Origin of the sequence: Eubacterium aggregans (assembly GCF_900107815.1) — a bacterium.
Taxonomy (GTDB): Bacteria; Bacillota; Clostridia; order Eubacteriales; family Eubacteriaceae; genus Eubacterium_O; species Eubacterium_O aggregans.
In genome coordinates, this window is the sequence record NZ_FNRK01000009.1 from 25152 (window position 1) to 41749 (window position 16598).

Genomic DNA, 16598 nt, shown 5'->3' on the forward strand with positions numbered 1-16598 from the left:
CCTTCAGAGGAGTGTATGGATATGACCCATCTAAAAGAAAAAAAACAAAGCCTTCGAATCCAATTGCTCATCCCCATCTGTCTCCTGCTGATTACCCAAATGGCTCTTATTTTTATTAGTATTTTCGCCAGCGGACTGCTGGTCCGTCTGGATGAATCGGCGGCTCAGGTCCTCGGCCGAACCGTTCAATCCAGACAGGATTATCTTCAATACGATATGGTGAACAAATGGCGTGAAACCGGTGATACGGTATCTCAGCTGGATGCCCTTTATGCAAATAGTGGCCAGAATGCCGCCAGTCTATCCTCTGATGCCAACGCATATACCGATTATCTCCGCCAGGCCACCCCGATGCTCATTTCTATGATGCGAACAAATGCCGTCTCTGGTGCCTTTGTCATCCTTCGAGGCAGTCCCCTTCCTGCGAATCCAGTAAAGGATAGCCTAACGGGCATCTATATCCGGGATCGGGACCCTTCTTCCGTCTATAATAGTGATAACAAGGATCTCCTTTTCGAGCGTGCTCCAGTGGATGTTGTGGCACAAACCGGCATCACCACCGATTCCTATTGGACTCCTAAATTTACTCTATCCGAGGATAATGCAGATCACCGTTATTTTTATAATCCCTATCGTGCCGCTTTGGAAAACAAAGATTTATCAGATACTGATTTAGCGTATTGGTCACCAGCGTACCACCTTAACGAAGAGGATAACGTCATCTCTATCGCCTATTCCGTCCCACTTATTGCTGATGATGGCACTTTATATGGTGTCCTTGGTGTGGAAATATTGACCGACTATCTGATTAAACAACTGCCGACGGAAGAAATTACCGACAATGACAGCGCCTATTGTCTGGCGGTTCAACAAAAATCAGACGGTCCGTACCAGGCTGTGGCAGTCAATAGCTCAAATTACCAACTGACCCAGGACACATTGAAAGAATTTAACCTCCAGCCAAGCCGATATAAAAAATGCAGTCTTCTCACAGGGCTACAAAACACGTCTCAAATGGTTGCTGCCACAGGCAAGCTATCGCTTTATAACCGTAATGCACCTTTTTCTGACGAACAATGGGTTCTCATGGCCATTGAGCCAAAGACCACCCTATCCAGCCTTTCCTGGAATACGGGCCTTACCCTTTCCATTATTGTGGGTGCCACTTTCATTGTCAGTGTCATTGCCACCATCATCATCACAAAACGGCTAATCGCTCCAGTTTCTAAGCTTGAAAAAGAAGTCCGTATCGGTATCTCTGCCGGCACCCCCGTCCCACTCACTGCCACAGGAATAAGTGAATTGGATTCCCTTGCCCAAGGCGTTGAAGCCCTCAATCGGGAAGTCATGCGGACCGCAGGAAAATTGACCCATTTACTCAAAATGTCCAGTATCAATCTCGGTGCCTTTGAATTAGATGAGGGCCTTGAAAAAATTCTGTTTGTCAGTGATGATTTCTTCGATGTTTTTGGAGAAAAGAATTTATCCGCCCAGGACATGGATTATCATACCTTCCTTGATCATCTGAATTCCTTTGAACCTTATGCCTTGCCCAAGACCATAAAGGATGCCCCACAACAAAAAGAACGGGTTTATGAAATCCCCAAAGAAGATGGTACTTTATGGATTCGAGTACAGGTAGAAATACAAAATAACTTAATCACTGGATTTGTGGAAGATATCAGTCTTGAGTGGCGAGAACTCCGTCAAATGGAATATGAACGGAACCACGATGTTCTTACAGGTCTGATGAATCGCCGGGCTTTCTTGGAACGGTTTCATAATATTTTTACTGATGGAACCCTGGAGAAGGACAAATACGCTGCCTTGATTATGTTGGATTTAGACAACCTAAAATATGTTAATGACAGCTTTGGCCATGAAGCTGGAGACGTCTATATCCAAACAGCGGCAACACAGCTTTTAGCCGGTAGTCCAGTCGATGCCTTAGTTGCCCGGATGTCCGGGGATGAATTCATCCTATTTTTCTACAATCTGGCGGATATGGTGACCCTTCAAACAGCTGTGTCCAACCTGGAAAAAAATGTCCAGGGCCAATGCGTCATCCTCCCTGAAGGTAATGGGCACACCTTACACATGTCCGCTGGTGTTGCAATCTATCCAACGCACAGCTGCCAAGGGAATGCTCTGATCCGATATGCTGATTTTGCCATGTACCAAGGGAAGCGAGGAACCAAAGGCTGCTTTACCTACTTCGATAGCAGCATTTATGATGAGGCCCATCGTCCGTAAAAGTATAACAAAAGGACTATCCGCTCTATATGGGATAGTCCTTTTATTTTTTTATAAATTGCTCAATAAGTGATTAAACTATTTCCGGCCAATGGCTTTTTTAGCTGCTTCTACAATCGCGTTGGTATTCAGGTTATAGTGTTCCAGTACATCCACAGCCTTACCGGATTGTCCGAACTGATCCATAATCCCGACCTTTTCCACCGGAGCTGGTACGGTTTCAGCTAAAACTTCACACACAGCGCCCGCTAAGCCGCCGATAATGGAATGTTCTTCTGCGGTAACGATGGCGCCGGTTTCCTTGGCAGCGGCTACAATGGCATCCCGGTCAATGGGTTTAATGCAACCCATATTCAACACGCGCGCATTAATGCCTTCACCTGCCAGAATTTCAGCGGCTTCCACAGCCTTTTCAACCATCAGGCCGATGGCGATGATCGTCACATCAGTCCCTTCTTTCAGGGTAACGGCCTTGCCCAGTTCAAACTGATAATCTTCCGGTAAAATGACTTCGGTTGCCAGACGACCTAAACGCAGGTAAACCGGTCCATTCAATTCGACGGCGGCATCCATCATCCGTTTGGTTTCCACGGCATCCGCAGGGACCAGGACCGTCATATTGGGCAGGACGCGCATCAGGGCAATATCTTCCACAGACTGATGGGAACCCCCATCTTCCCCAACCGAGAGGCCCGCATGGGTACAGGCCACCTTGACGTTCATCTTGGGGTAACAGATACTGTTCCGAATGACTTCGAAGGCGCGGCCTGCGCCAAAGATGGCAAAGGTACTGGCAAAGGGAATTTTCCCAGTAGTGGACAGGCCTGCAGCCATGCCCATCATATCACATTCTGCAATCCCAGCATTAAAATGGCGTTCTGGAATGGCTTTTTTAAAGTCAGCCGTCTTGGTGGCGCCGGAGAGGTCGGCATCCAGGACGACGATGTTTTCATTCTTTTCGCCCAATTCCACCAGGTATTTTCCGTAAGCTTCTCTCGTTGCGATTTTGCTCATATTCGATTCTCCTATCTCTAATCTCACTTAGGCGTCTAATTCAGAAAGGGCCTGGGCGACTTCGTCCGCATTGGGTCCCTTACCATGCCAGCCCGCATTGTTTTCCATATAGGAGACACCCTTACCCTTGACGGTCTTACACACCAGCATGGTGGGCTTGCCTTCAACGGTTCCAGCCTGTTCCAGGGCAGCGCGAAGCTGATCGAAGTCATTACCATCTTCCACCACGATAACATTCCAGCCAAAGGCTACGAATTTTTCATCAATGGGATAGGGACTCATAACATCGGTAATGGCACCGTCGATCTGGAGGTTGTTATTATCCACAAAGGCAATCAAATTATCCAGCTTGTAATGGGCAGCGCTCATGGCGGCTTCCCACACCATACCTTCCTGGAGCTCGCCATCCCCTAAGAGGACGTAGGTTTTCCAGTCTGCTTTGTCAAGCTTAGCTCCCAGAGCCATCCCAACGGCAGCGCCGATACCCTGGCCTAAGGAACCGGTAGACATATCTACCCCGGGAATCTTCTTCATGTCCGGGTGACCCTGGAGCATGTGACCGATCTGGCGCAGGTTTTCCAGCTCTTCTTTAGCGAAAAAGCCTTTGGCTGCTAAAGTGGCGTAGAGCACCGGAGCGGCGTGTCCCTTGGACAGCACAAAGCGATCACGATCTTCTTTTTTGGGATCCTTGGGATCCACATTCATTTTTTCAAAATATAACAGGGCTAAAATTTCTACGGCGGATAAAGATCCACCCGGATGACCGGAGGCGGCCTTGCCAATCATTTTAACAATATCTTTGCGGATATCCTTGGCTGTTGCTTCTAATTTTCCCATAAAGTTCTCCTTCGAAAAGATTTCTATCTCAAGCCCAATACCATCATTGGGCTACGATATCTATATACCGGGCTAATTTAGCCCAAAATAACCAGAATTTAAAATTTCCACCTCGAGATGAGCATCTCCCATAAAGGTGTACACCCGGGGGACCCGTTTGTTCACCATACAGACCAGCTCGTAATTGATGGTTCCCAGCTTGTTCGCCAGCTCATCAACGGAAAGGTTTTCTCCAAAAAGCTCCACCTCGTCAAAAAGGGTCACATCTTCGAGATCTGTAATGTCAATGGTACATTGATCCATACAAATATTGCCCACTACCGGAGCACGCTGACCTTTAATCCAGACTTCTGCCCCCTTGCCCGACAACATCCGGGTATACCCATCGGCATAACCCACCGGCAGGGTGGCAATTACCCGATCCTCAGTGGCGATGTACTTGCGCCCATAGCCCAGGGAATCCCCGGCATGGATCGTTTTGATATGGACGATCCGGGTTTTAAAGGTCATCACAGGCTTTAGGGGCAGGCGCTCCTTCTTGACCTCATTCGAGGGATACAGACCGTACAGAATGATGCCTGGCCGAACGCCATTGAAAATGGTCTTCTCAAAATCCATGATGGCGGCACTGTTTTCCACATCCTTTAAGGGAATGGTAATCCCCCGTTCCTTTAAGCCCTTCACCACCTCGGCATAGCGGGACAGCTGGAGATGGGTAAAGGTTTTATCAGCACAGTCTGCGGTGGCGAAATGGGTGAACATCCCTTTAATGGTAATCCCCGGCAGCTCAGCAATCTGAGCGATGGCCTCCACCGCCTCATGCCATTGCCAGCCGATCCGGCCCATTCCCGTGTCCACCTTCACATGGACCGGGCAGACACAGCCTTCGGATACGCAGTAATCAGACAGTGCTTTGGCAAAATCATATTGGTACACCGTTGGCTCGATATCCCACTCCACTAAGTCCGGTATGGTATCCTCCGCGGTAAAGCCCAGAAGCATGATGCTGCTGCGATCGATTCCCTTTTGACGCAGGGCTATGGCTTCATCCAAAAAAGCTACCGCAAAGGTGTCAATCCCCTCATCCTGGAGGGTTTCCACCACCTCGATGCCGTGTCCGTAGGCATCGGCTTTCACCACACCGATGATGGTCGCCCCGGGACCCACTAATTTTTTAATGCCATTCAGATTATAAATCAGGTTTTCCAGATTAATCTCTGCCCAGGTCGGACGATGGGGTGGCAGTTCCAAAACCTCACCTAAATCATCATAAATTCCCATAGTTTCCTCCTTAGCATGCCGATGCGCTGACTAAGGCCAGCACCAACCGGCTGGCATTGGCCACCGATTCTTCAAAGTGCGCGTCATAGGTCGCCTCGAGCTCCTCGTCCGCGTGGTCGGAAATACTGCGGATAATGATAAAGGGAATCCCATTCATCCAGGCCGTCTGGGCCACAGCGCCCCCTTCCATTTCCACGCAGGCTCCACAGAGCTCTGTAGCCAGGGCCGCTTTAAGCGCCCCTGAAGCCACCACCCGGTCTGCGGTGAGTACCCGGCCGGCCAGGGCTGGAATACCCAGTCCCGCGGCGGCAGCTTTCGCTTTAGCCAATAGTTCCGGGTCTGCTTCAAAGAGGCGCATCCCCATTTCGGGGATTTCCCCCAAAGCAAAGCCTGCCGGGGTGGCATCCATGTCGTACTGCATGGTATCCTTAGAGAGAACGATATCTCCCACATCCAGGCCACCGGCTAGGGCGCCGGCTACCCCCAGATTGATGAGGCAATCCACCCCGTAGCAATCGATGAGGATCTGGGTGCACAGGGCAGCGTTCACCTTTCCCACACCACATTGTACCGCAGTTACCTCTTTACAATTTATTTTTCCAGAAACAAAGGTCATCCCCGCCTTGATAAAGGTGGTGGACTCTGTCATGCTTGATACAATACCCTCGACTTCTTCCTTTAGTGCTGCGATTATTCCAATCATTTTTCATTCCCCCTGACCAGTAGTACCACGGCTTCTGACGCAATGCCTTCCTCACGACCGGTAAAGCCAAGCTTTTCTTCGGTGGTCGCCTTAATGTTCACCTGGTCCACCGTCGTGCCCAGGGCCATCGCTATCCGCTTACGCATCCCCGGTATATGGGGGGCGCATTTGGGTCTTTGGGCGATAATGACGGCATCCACATTACCGATGCCATAACCGGCACCAGCCATAATGGCCACCACTTCCTCAAGAAGTCGGATACTGTCCGCATCCTTATACGCTTTGTCAGTGTCTGGAAAATGTTTGCCGATATCCCCCTGGCCCAGGGCGCCGAGTACAGCGTCCATAATGGCATGGGTGAGGACATCCGCATCGGAATGGCCCAAAAGGCCCATTGAATGCTCGATTTCTACTCCGCCGAGGATCAGCTTCCGACCCGCCACCAGCTGGTGAACATCGTAGCCGATTCCAATTCGCATGGGATTCATAACCCATCCTCCGTTTCTTAGGAATAACGAAAAGGATTCGTTTTTCCCTCTCGTTAATTTAACCACAATCATCCTTTAAAGTATAGCTATTCTTGAACAAAATCGAAAATGATAACCCATTACAGCAAAAAATTACTGGTTTTTTCACCATATTTTGAAGTTATTTCTTATTTATTTTTATTTTTGTAAAGATAACTCCAAGCAGATATTTTTTCCATCTCATGGCTTATTAGATTTATTATAGCACTTTTTTGTAGGGAGGGGTAGGGGGTGGATCGGCTAAAAGTTGTCTTTCAGAGTGGTTAAAGTCCTGGGAATCAGGTATAATAACACCAAGGAGCGTGCCCATGAAAACCAATCAACCACCCTTTCGCAGCTCAAATAAAATGCTATCCCAGGTTGCGTCTATTTCAGAAAATCTGGGACGCATCAGTGCTTACAAGGATTTAGAATCAAAACCACAGCTGAGAAAGAATAACCGTATTCGGTCCATTCATTCTTCTTTGAAAATTGAAGCCAATTCCCTTTCTTTATCTGAGGTTCAGTCGGTTATCGACGGTCAGCTGGTTCTTGGACCTGGGCGGGAAATCCAGGAAGTAAAGAATGCCTATCGTACTTATGAAAAACTCGATGTGCTCGATCCCTTCGCCATTGCCGATTTAAAAAGAGCCTACGGAATTTTAACGGAGGGGCTTGAAGAGGAGTCCGGGGAATTCAGGCGGGGGTGGGGGGGAGGATGGTGTATTTGATGGGGATGTCTGCATCTTTATGGCACCGCCGGCACAATTCGTTCCCAAATTGATGGCCGATCTCTTTGAGTAGATGTCCCTGAATCAGAATGTGGTCCATCCCTTAGTTATGGCCGCAGTATTTCACTATGAATTTGTATTTATCCATCCCCTTTCTCATGGGAATGGCCGAATGGCCCGGCCCGATTGTGGCACACTGCGATTTTAGCACAGTGGAACCCTCTCTTTACCTTTATCCCCATCGAAAGCCAGATTGAAAAGTTCCAGGACGATTATTATGAGGCCATTTCAAAATGCCATGGAGTTGGGAATTCTGATGTTTTTATTAAATTTATGCTGGAACAGATTGACCAGTACCTGAAGGAATTGGCTGCCCAAGCTGCAAGTGCTGACGAACAATTGAACGAGCCCGTTAAAAAAATGCTTGCCCTTATGGAACCTGGCGTGCCCTATACTGCCAGGGCAATCATGGAAAAATTATCTTTAAAATCCAGGGAGACCTTCCGGAAACACTATATGAACCCCGCCCTGGATTTAAGCTTGGTCCACCGTACCCTGCCGGATAAGCCCCAAAGTCGAAACCAACGCTATGTTAAAAACTAGATTCCCATCTTGCCCATTCCAAAACACGCAAGATAGTTAGCAAGTTAAATATAAACGAGGGGGGGCGAAGCGGAAATGCTTTCAGTGTCCCTCTACATCTTAGTACTGTCACAAATAATTTAGGTTTGTATTTTCCATTTACACTTTTGACTGTATTTGGTACAATACTATCAAAAGAATAATAAAAAGGATAATGTGGTGAGAATCCACAACATGATGGAATCGGGATGCCTTTATAGGATGTGTCCGATAATCTGAATTGATTAATTCAGGGATATCATGTTTCTATGCGATCCCGGATAACGGGATTTTTTTATTGCATTATACCTACAGCTCAATACAACTTTTGTTTTTGAATAGAAGCAAAGTTTTGAAAGGGGTGAGTCCATTGTGCCAAAATCAAGATTAATTGTGCTCTAAAAATTAATTTATTGGTACATAGTACATTGAATACCATGATGAAACGAGAGGGTTATTATGAAAAAAACAACAATCAGTCTGTTTATCGTTTTCTTAATTGCGCTACTATCTGTATGTCCCGTTTTTGCAAATGAAGAATCCACCTTTGTCAACGACCAAGAATTAATCGAAAGCGAAATCCAGTCTAGAGAGTTGAACTTATGGAATCGTCGAAGCTTCAGCTTTTCTTTTGATGCCAGCTCAAGGGCAACGATGGAAAAAGCATTGCAATCCGCCCTAATCACAGCAGGGTCGACTGGTATTGGCTCACTTGGAGGGACACCTGGTGCAATGCTTGGTGGTGGCCTCGGTGCCTTTATTACTACTTTTGCAAATGATGCTACAGACCAATACTATTCCGTTTTCGGCAATACTGGCTATGGATCTGTTATTATTGCCCGTTATCAAAACAAATTAAGGGTAGGAGTCTATCTTTATTCAGATGCAAACCATGTTAATTTAGTCTATCGAAATACCTATGCCACCAATAATTTCAAATAAGTGTACATCATGAAGAAAGAATTTTTCAAGTCATTCATACTGTTTACAATAATTGTAATTATCCAAATAATGGCCACTATTCTTGCAAAATTAATATCTCATGATATTCGATTGTCTATATCCAATTTTAGTGCTTTTTTCAGTCCGCTGCAAGCGGTCATTTTTCCACAGCTTATCCTGTCTACTATTGTCACATTCATTGTTGTACTCGTACTACAGAGAAAAAAGTAAAGAATTATCTTTCCACTAAGAACACAGGTGAAAAGAGTTCTGTCCCTTGCCTGTGTTCTTCTAACCTACCCTGTAGTTTGGAGCTGTGATAATTAATGCTTTAAAAAGCAACCAGTCTGAAAAAATCATCATCTTCAATGTCGAATCTTCCGAAAACACTGTCTAATAGGATGACCTATCCCTGCACATATTCCGCCGAACTCTTCCTAATATCGAAACCAACGCTATGTTAAAAACTAGATTCCCATCTTGCCCATTCCAAAACACGCAAGATAGTAAGCAAGATAATACGCAAGTTAAACATAAAAAAACGGATTACCCCCCCTTGTCAGGAGAAATAATCCAGAGCTAAACATTTAAACCAAGGCTGTCCAAGGATTGTATGCCAGTCATTGCGACCTTAAGGCGAACTGGCGCAGCCTGTATACCGAGCGGGAGCAGGACTGTTATACAATCTACGAACAGCCGCCCCATTGCCACAAACTTGGCGGAGGAACCGCCCTTTTCCTACTCCTCTCCAAACCCACCGTCTACCAACGCCACCAAAGCATCCACCGCTTCCACCTCATCGGGACCATTCCCGGTAATTCTCAGAGTCGTGCCCGCAGTCAATCCCATGCTCATAACGCTGATGACAGATTTTGCGTTGCCTTCCTTGGGCTGATCCGTCAATCGCACAATGGTTAAATCCGCCTGGTACTGGCCGGCGACCTTTGTGAATTCTGCGGCGGGACGGGCGTGGAGCCCCGTGGGATTAACGACTTTCACTTCTTTTACATACATATTTTTCCTCCTGATTAAACAACAAGGCACGGCAGTAGGGGAACCGCCGCGCCTTTGCTTTAGGCCTCCTTAGGGGAGGAGTGCCTTATCTGAATCTTGCGAGATCAGCAAATTAATTTGTGATTCCTATAGGAACAATTCATCCTGGAGCTTACGCAGCTGGACAATGAGGTTATCGTTATTTAAGATAACATCGTCATAGGTGATGACTTCGCCGGCTTTTTTATCCACGGTGAGCTGGGTTTTCTTATCCACCAGGCCCATGGGCAGGGCATTCTGTGCATCCGCTTCCGCCGCAGCCATAAAGGTTCCGCGGATGGTGTAGCCGCCGATACCGTCTAACATTTCGCCGGCCTTCATATCCTTTTTAGCCACGGCAATGGTTTCTGCCACACGCCCAGCCCGAGGAACGATGGTGGGTTCGTGGTCGATGCATGCCTTGGCCACGGACATGGGGGTTTCCAGGGAGGTTAAGTGATAGGGGCGATACAGGGTGTAGTTGGGGCCAGGTCCCATGCTCAGGTAGGTTAATTCTGCGGCGATATCCGGCTGATCGGTGCCGATGATGACAAACACCCCCGGAGCCACACCATTGACGTATTCAATGACGCCGTAGTTGTCCAGAACCCCACCCCGGCCTTCGCTCTTCAGGCTCAGGACATCATTTAATCCCTTGACATCACTTTCCGGACCGTGGGCACCGGTGACATCGGGGACAAAACCGGTGGCATTGGCCATAGCGGTCATTTCCACCATGGTCTTGGTGCCATCCTTAAAGGCACAGATCATCTTAGGGGAGGCCCCCTTTTCTTTAGCGATTTCCGCCACAGTATCCGGGTTGCATTCCAGGGCCAGGGGATTGTTTTTCCCCTTCCCAACAACCTTGACATCAAAGCCTAAGCCCTTGGCATAATCGTACATTTCAATAACGGCACCCGGTTCATCCCCGGCAGAGCCCGTGTACACCACACCGGCATTATTAGCCAATTTCCAGAGGAGATGTCCGATACACACGTCGGTTTCAACATTGAGCATACAGATGTGCTTCCCGGCGTTAATGGCATCCATGGCAACCTTGGCCCCCACTTCCGGCACACCGGTGGCATCCACCGCACAATCGATGATATCGCACTTTGTGGCGATTTCATTATTACTGGTGACGATGAATTTACCTTCCGCCAAGAGCTTGTTGGCTTCTTCAACGGTTTTGGCTTCAACAAAATCCACCCCTTCGGTATAGCCAGAATCCAGATAGGCCCGCTTGGCATTATCCAGTACCACATCCACAACAACCACGGGATCCATCCCCTTCATCGTCGTCATCTGTGCGGCCATTCCGCATCCCATCTGTCCAGCACCGACAATGCTGGCCTTTATGGATTTTCCCTCTGCTTCCAGTTGCTCCAACTTAACGCTCATGTTAATCATGTGTCATACCTCTTTCTATCATATAATATTTATTGATGGCTTATTGAAAATGAATCTCAAAGGAATCTCCCACCTGTATCTCAGGGACGATACCACCGCCGTCCAGCTCCATCTGGCCTGGCAGTTCAACCTCCGCTTGCCCTGAAAACTTCAGCGTGCAATGTCCCATGCTGGCCAGAGTATGATTGGCCTCATCCCCCACAGCGGTAACGGTGTAGGATATATTTCCTAAAATAACCTGGTCCCCCGGGGCAACATCCCGCTCCAATGTACACTTGGTGTGCAGTACGGCCATTTCCGCTAAAGCGGCCGGCGCGTTATCATTAAAGACGATGATAAACCCGCCTTCCTCTGCTAAATCCTTTACCAGTGGCCCGATATCCACAACATCGGTTTTGAACATACGCCATGCTCCTCCTTATTTTTAATACAACCCAATACTGAAGGCAAAGGCAATCAGCACCGCAATGGGGCCGGTGGCCAAACGCTCAAAGAGCACGGCGGGGACGCCAGCATCGATGGTTTCGGGTTCCGCTTCACCCAGGGATAAACCAACGGGGATAAAGTCACACCCAACCTGGGCATCGATGGCGAAGAGTGCTGGCAAAGCCAGGGAAGGATTAATGGCACCACGGCCGATTTGTTCCCCAATGAGTACCCCGACCACCTGGGCGATGACGGCCCCGGGTCCGATGATGGGTGAAATAATAGGAATGGCACAGATGATGGACACCACCAGCAGACCCGGCAGGGTATTTGCCAAGGGCGAAATGGTATTGGCAATCCAATCCCCCAGTCCAGACCCCTGGATAATCCCGATGAGCATGGCCACAAAAGCCATGAAGGGCAGGATATTTCGGATGACCATGTCGATGGTATCCCGACCGGCCTGGAAGAATTTAGCGACGACACCGCCGACGCCCTTTCCTAAGCGAACCAGGAAGCTTTCCCTCTTCCCATCATTGGCCTTCGTTGCGCCATCCTTCTTTTCTTCCGTCAGCTCCACTGCCGCGGTTTCCACTGGTGTATCCCCGGCATCCGCCAGCTGAATATTCCCAGGCTTGACATCGGAAACGTAAATGTCTTCCATAATATATTTGGCCAGGGGACCGCTCTGGCCCACCGCCGTTATGTTAATGGTAGGCACCCGTTTCTTGGGATATACTCCACACCGGGCGGTGCCCCCACAGTCGATGACTACACAGGCGAATTCATCGTCAGCTACGCCGTTGGAAAACCCATCCACCGCTTCGGCACCGGTGAGCTCCGCAATCCGACGTGCCAGGGGATCAATCCCCCCGCCGGTCACTGAAACGATCTTATTTCTTTTTTCCGTGGGTTCAATAACCAGAGGTCCGCCCCAGCCATTGGGACCCTTTGTGATTTTAACGGCCTTATACATTTGCATTCGCCCCCTTCTTCATAAACCGGATGGTCAGACGTTCGCACACCACCCCACGGATGAGGATGACGATGAGCCCGACAATAAAGTACCGAATGGCTAAGGGTCCTAAGTCCTTGCCCAGAGTGGTCAGGCCTGCCGCAATCCCGCCGTACACAAAATATTCACCTGCATTGGCATGGGGAAACAACCCGGTAATGGGATGGCAGAAGGAGACGGTGGCATCGTAGAATGCCGGCTTGTACCGCTCATCCAGGAAACGCCCCATGGTATAGGCCATGGGATTACACAGGAAGAACATCGACAATACCGGAAGCACCGTGTATCGCAAGAGAATGTTCTTTCCACAAACCACACCGAGCTTATCGATCTTGTCCTGCCCGACGATGGCGATGAGCGCATTCACCGCCGTGATCAAACACACCAGGGTTGGGATGATCCCCGTCACCCACCCCACGAAGGTCTCACCACCGAGCTGAAAAAGGCCGATGAAACCAGAGGCTAAATTCGCTAAAAAATCCATAATACCCTCCATAAAATATAATTTCTAAAACTGGATTATTCTTTTTATGTATTGCAACAAGGGGTCCTTCCAGCATAATAGATTTATTCACTGACGGCACCCGTTGTCCGGCTGCGTCTTCGGGCCTGCTTCATGGCTGCGGCGTGGACATTTTCCCGATGGGCTTCGGGATCATCATCTCGGGCAATCCGGCCATCGATGGCCTCCACCGCCTGAATCAGGGCCCCTTTTTTCTTACTGTACTCCTCTGGATCGTAGGGATGCTTTTTCCGACGATGCTTAAACTCCCGCTGATCCTGGGCGATTGCCAGGGCCCGAATCGCCTCCAGTCCCATGCCGTTATAATCCGCCACATCCTTAAATCGGGCGAAGATGGTGACCCCACGCATAATCTTACAACCCACCACCTGATCTGAGCGGCGTTGGTAAGACAGCACGATGACCTGTCCCTTCTTGGCAAGGCTGCCCTTAGTATGGCCCAGCCCGACAATCCCGGTTCCCCGAAGGGCATTCATTGCGTTTTTATAGGCCCGAACCTGGATGAGTCCTAAAAACATTTGTAAAGCCATTAGCCCGAAGACTACAAGAAACAAGTAATTCATTATTGAATTCTGCATTGCTATTCCCCCTAAATCCAGAATATCTCGCCGTTGACTTCGCCCTTTGATGTTGAGTGATTTGATAATTGAATTATAGTCCCTTATCTATCATTTGTCAATTTTAAATAATCGCTTTTTTATCCTCATTTCCCTTAAAACCCTTTTTATAGGCGGTTTCTCGGCTGTTTTTTATCATTCTTTAAAATATTTTCTTTTTAGTTTTTACATACGTTTTTTTACTTTTGTAAATTATACAAACAAATCACCTCGATTTTTTAGAAATTTTAACATTTGCCAAAAATTTGATGTTTGTTTTTTAACGAACCGGTTTTCTTATTCAGATGTAAAAATATTTCGAGTTATTGCATTCTCAAACCATATATGTTAAACTATTCACAAACAAATTCAAAAAAGGAAACCGATATGAAAAAAAATATAATTGACGATGAACGGATGATGCTTCGAGTCAGTGATCTCTATTATAATCATCGTCTCGGCCAGCAGGACATCGCCCTGAAGCTTGGCATCTCCCGTCCTACGATCTCTAAACTCCTCAAAGCTGCCCGAGATGTGGGAATCGTACAAATTACCGTATCCGATATCAATGGACGGAAGCACTACCAAATGGAGCAGCACCTGGAGGAGAAATTTGGCCTCAAAGAAGTTTTTATTGTTGAGAGCAAGGAAGATTCTTTGGAAACGAAGGAATCCATCGGTGAAGCGGCGGCGACCTTTCTTTCCCGGATCATTAAGGAAGGCGACACTATCGGCGTCAGCATGGGGACAACGGTGGCCAGCATCGCTCCCCACGCCCAGGGCACCTACCATACCGGGCTTACCTTTTTGCCCTTGGTGGGGGGGATCGGCACGGTGGAGAACGACCTCCATTCCAACTATATTGCTGAATCCTTAGCCAAAGCCTTTGGCGGCTATTACTTCCCCATTCATGCCCCCGCCATGGTTTCCCGGATTAAAACAAAAACCGAGCTGATGAAAGAGAACAGTATCCGTCGGGTTTTTAAAAAAGCATCCCATCTCGACATTGCTCTTGTGGGAATCGGAATTCCCAGTGCCCATTCCACCATGATTAAAACTGGTTATTTCACCCCAGAGATGCTGGCCGAACTCAAAACCCAAAATATTTGTGGGGATATTTGCATGAATTTCTACGACGAAAGCGGCGATATCGACCGCTACGAATATAACGAAAAAGTCATTGGTATCAATATCACCGCCTTGCGCCAGGTCAGCCATTCCATTGGGGTGTGCTGCGGTGCTGAAAAGGGACAGGCCATTCACGGCGCCATCAACGGCGGCTTCATCAATGTGCTGATTACCGATTACAATGCTGCCCTGGCCCTGGACAGTATCTAAATTTCCATTAAAAAAAGCACCTGACCGGTGCTTTTTTCTTTTCTAACACTTTTCAACGCCGTCTATAAAAACCTCAGCCTTTTTGCCTCTTCCATCAATGCCTCCCGAAACTGGGGGTGGGCAATTTGGATAAGAGCCCGGGCGCGTTCCGATCGGGTTCGGCCTCTCAGCTTGGCAATACCGTATTCTGTGACAATATAGTCCACATCATTCTTCCCCGTCGTCACAACAGCCCCAGGGGCTAGACGGATGACGATGCGGCTGATTTGGCCATTCTTGGCCGTGGAGGGCATGGCGATAAAGCTTTTTCCTCCGGGGGAAAGAACCGCTCCCCGGACATAATCTACCTGTCCCCCGGTGCCCGATATATGCTTAAACCCAACGGATTCTGCACAGACCTGTCCCCACAAATCCACCTCCAATGCGGCATTAATGGACATGAAAAAAGGGTGCCTGGCAATGACCTCCGGGTCGTTAACATAATCCACCGGCAGGATTTCCACCGCGGGATTATCATCGATATAATCGTACATCCGCCGACTGCCATAGGCAAAGGTGCCCACGGTCCGTCCGGTATGGATGGGCTTTAAGCGGTTGGTAACCGCACCACAGGCAATTAGCTCGATCATGCTGTCCGTGAGCATTTCGGTATGAATACCCAGATCCACCTTATTGCGAAGGGCCATCCCCACCGCATCGGGAATGGCCCCAATACCTAATTGGAGGGTTGAGCCATCGGGAATTTCCCGGGCAATGATTTCACCAATGGCTGTACTGACGGCATCTGTTTCCATTACCGGAGCCTCCGGGATGGGAAAGCCACTTTCACACAGTCACCACCTGTTTCGCTTCACCTTATTTTTTATATCTATGGAAAGTGTAACATATTGGGCTCCCAAAATCCAGAAAACCCTGACAGAACCATGGGGATCTGTCAGGGTTTTTTGGATTTTATGGTTTAATTCTTTTTTATTCGTGTCCCTTTACAATTCGCCGCTTCAACTCATATTCGATTTCCCGGGTTTGACGATCCATCGAAACCGCGCTGCCGTCCGCATTATAGACCAAGGCAACCCCCAGATAGACAATACGTTCAGGATGACCGGAATGATCTTGAAAACGCACCATTTCTCCAAATCCAGGCAAATGAACGATGGACATTTCCCGGATGGAAACCAGGGGAATGGGTTCCCCCTCCTCGGGGATGATGGTTGGAATCTCCTTGATTTCAGTGAGCTGCCCTTTTGTTCGGTGCAGGCATTCGATGTCCAATATGATAAATAATTTGATAATCCATGGTTTGATGCCACTCCTTCTTCGTTTTTTTCATTGTAGCAGTGAATCCTTAGGTGAGAAGAGAAGAGGCAAAA

General features: G+C 48.2%; 19 protein-coding genes. 6 read left to right on the top strand and 13 right to left on the bottom strand.

Features of this window, described 5'->3' with window-relative positions:
• The first annotated feature begins 21 nt into the window (after positions 1–21).
• Positions 22–2253, top strand: coding sequence for a bifunctional diguanylate cyclase/phosphodiesterase (locus tag BLW33_RS06525; protein WP_176966650.1), 2232 nt, complete (start codon positions 22–24; stop codon positions 2251–2253).
• A gap of 78 nt (positions 2254–2331) precedes the next feature.
• Here BLW33_RS06525 and BLW33_RS06530 read toward each other — a convergent pair whose 3' ends face one another.
• The 5 genes from BLW33_RS06530 to ispF form a co-directional block, all read right to left on the bottom strand.
• Complete coding sequence (locus BLW33_RS06530; protein ID WP_090306658.1) at positions 2332–3267, bottom strand: transketolase family protein; 936 nt, start codon at positions 3265–3267, stop codon at positions 2332–2334.
• A 27-nt stretch (positions 3268–3294) separates the two neighbouring features.
• On the bottom strand, positions 3295–4104 hold the full coding sequence (locus tag BLW33_RS06535; protein ID WP_090306661.1) for a transketolase: 810 nt from the start codon (positions 4102–4104) through the stop codon (positions 3295–3297).
• Positions 4105–4176: 72 nt separating this feature from the next.
• Complete coding sequence (gene alr / locus BLW33_RS06540) at positions 4177–5385, bottom strand: alanine racemase (protein WP_090306664.1); 1209 nt, start codon at positions 5383–5385, stop codon at positions 4177–4179.
• Positions 5386–5395: 10 nt separating this feature from the next.
• The gene (locus BLW33_RS06545; RefSeq protein ID WP_090306667.1) at positions 5396–6088 is read right to left on the bottom strand and encodes a 5'-methylthioadenosine/adenosylhomocysteine nucleosidase; all 693 of its coding nucleotides are present in this window, start codon (positions 6086–6088) and stop codon (positions 5396–5398) included.
• Complete coding sequence (gene ispF, locus BLW33_RS06550; protein WP_090306848.1) at positions 6085–6567, bottom strand: 2-C-methyl-D-erythritol 2,4-cyclodiphosphate synthase; 483 nt, start codon at positions 6565–6567, stop codon at positions 6085–6087. The genes BLW33_RS06545 and ispF overlap by 4 nt, the downstream gene beginning before the upstream one ends.
• 356 nt (positions 6568–6923) lie before the next feature.
• Between ispF and BLW33_RS14305 the strand changes: the two genes are divergently transcribed.
• The 4 genes from BLW33_RS14305 to BLW33_RS06560 all read left to right on the top strand — a co-directional run bounded on the left by BLW33_RS14305 (position 6924) and on the right by BLW33_RS06560 (position 8888).
• Positions 6924–7325, top strand: coding sequence for a hypothetical protein (locus BLW33_RS14305; RefSeq protein WP_242911613.1), 402 nt, complete (start codon positions 6924–6926; stop codon positions 7323–7325).
• 109 nt (positions 7326–7434) lie between these two features.
• The gene (locus tag BLW33_RS14310; protein WP_242911618.1) at positions 7435–7533 is read left to right on the top strand and encodes a Fic family protein; all 99 of its coding nucleotides are present in this window, start codon (positions 7435–7437) and stop codon (positions 7531–7533) included.
• Positions 7512–7928, top strand: a complete 417-nt coding sequence (locus tag BLW33_RS14315; protein ID WP_242911614.1) for a Fic family protein — start codon at positions 7512–7514, stop codon at positions 7926–7928. The genes BLW33_RS14310 and BLW33_RS14315 overlap by 22 nt, the downstream gene beginning before the upstream one ends.
• A gap of 477 nt (positions 7929–8405) precedes the next feature.
• Positions 8406–8888, top strand: a complete 483-nt coding sequence (locus BLW33_RS06560) for a hypothetical protein (protein ID WP_090306669.1) — start codon at positions 8406–8408, stop codon at positions 8886–8888.
• 738 nt (positions 8889–9626) lie between these two features.
• On the opposite strand, the gene BLW33_RS06570 is transcribed toward BLW33_RS06560, so the two are convergent.
• From BLW33_RS06570 to BLW33_RS06595, 6 genes are all read right to left on the bottom strand, one after another.
• Positions 9627–9902 carry an HPr family phosphocarrier protein gene (locus BLW33_RS06570; protein WP_090306673.1) on the bottom strand — a complete coding sequence of 92 codons (276 nt, stop codon included), beginning with the start codon at positions 9900–9902 and terminating at the stop codon, positions 9627–9629.
• Positions 9903–10028: 126 nt separating this feature from the next.
• On the bottom strand, positions 10029–11330 hold the full coding sequence (locus BLW33_RS06575) for an NAD(P)H-dependent oxidoreductase (protein ID WP_090306676.1): 1302 nt from the start codon (positions 11328–11330) through the stop codon (positions 10029–10031).
• 40 nt (positions 11331–11370) lie between these two features.
• Positions 11371–11733 (bottom strand): PTS glucitol/sorbitol transporter subunit IIA, encoded by a 363-nt coding sequence (locus BLW33_RS06580; RefSeq protein ID WP_090306679.1) that lies wholly within the window; start codon positions 11731–11733, stop codon positions 11371–11373.
• Positions 11734–11754: 21 nt separating this feature from the next.
• Positions 11755–12738 carry a PTS glucitol/sorbitol transporter subunit IIB gene (srlE, locus tag BLW33_RS06585; protein WP_341456145.1) on the bottom strand — a complete coding sequence of 328 codons (984 nt, stop codon included), beginning with the start codon at positions 12736–12738 and terminating at the stop codon, positions 11755–11757.
• Positions 12725–13255 (bottom strand): PTS glucitol/sorbitol transporter subunit IIC, encoded by a 531-nt coding sequence (srlA, locus tag BLW33_RS06590; protein ID WP_090306680.1) that lies wholly within the window; start codon positions 13253–13255, stop codon positions 12725–12727. Before srlA ends, srlE begins: the two co-directional genes overlap by 14 nt.
• Positions 13256–13338: 83 nt before the next feature.
• The gene (locus BLW33_RS06595) at positions 13339–13872 is read right to left on the bottom strand and encodes a transcriptional regulator GutM (protein ID WP_341456146.1); all 534 of its coding nucleotides are present in this window, start codon (positions 13870–13872) and stop codon (positions 13339–13341) included.
• A 405-nt stretch (positions 13873–14277) separates the two neighbouring features.
• Between BLW33_RS06595 and BLW33_RS06600 the strand changes: the two genes are divergently transcribed.
• Positions 14278–15228, top strand: coding sequence for a sugar-binding transcriptional regulator (locus tag BLW33_RS06600; protein WP_090244040.1), 951 nt, complete (start codon positions 14278–14280; stop codon positions 15226–15228).
• Between the two features lie 62 nt (positions 15229–15290).
• Here the strand turns inward: BLW33_RS06600 and BLW33_RS06605 are convergent, their stop codons facing one another.
• Together BLW33_RS06605 and BLW33_RS06610 are read right to left on the bottom strand one after the other, a co-directional pair.
• A complete protein-coding gene (locus BLW33_RS06605) occupies positions 15291–16022 on the bottom strand; it encodes an acetyl-CoA hydrolase/transferase family protein (RefSeq protein WP_090306683.1) in 732 nt (243 codons plus the stop codon).
• Between the two features lie 175 nt (positions 16023–16197).
• The gene (locus BLW33_RS06610) at positions 16198–16500 is read right to left on the bottom strand and encodes a hypothetical protein (protein WP_090306685.1); all 303 of its coding nucleotides are present in this window, start codon (positions 16498–16500) and stop codon (positions 16198–16200) included.
• Positions 16501–16598 lie beyond the last annotated feature (98 nt).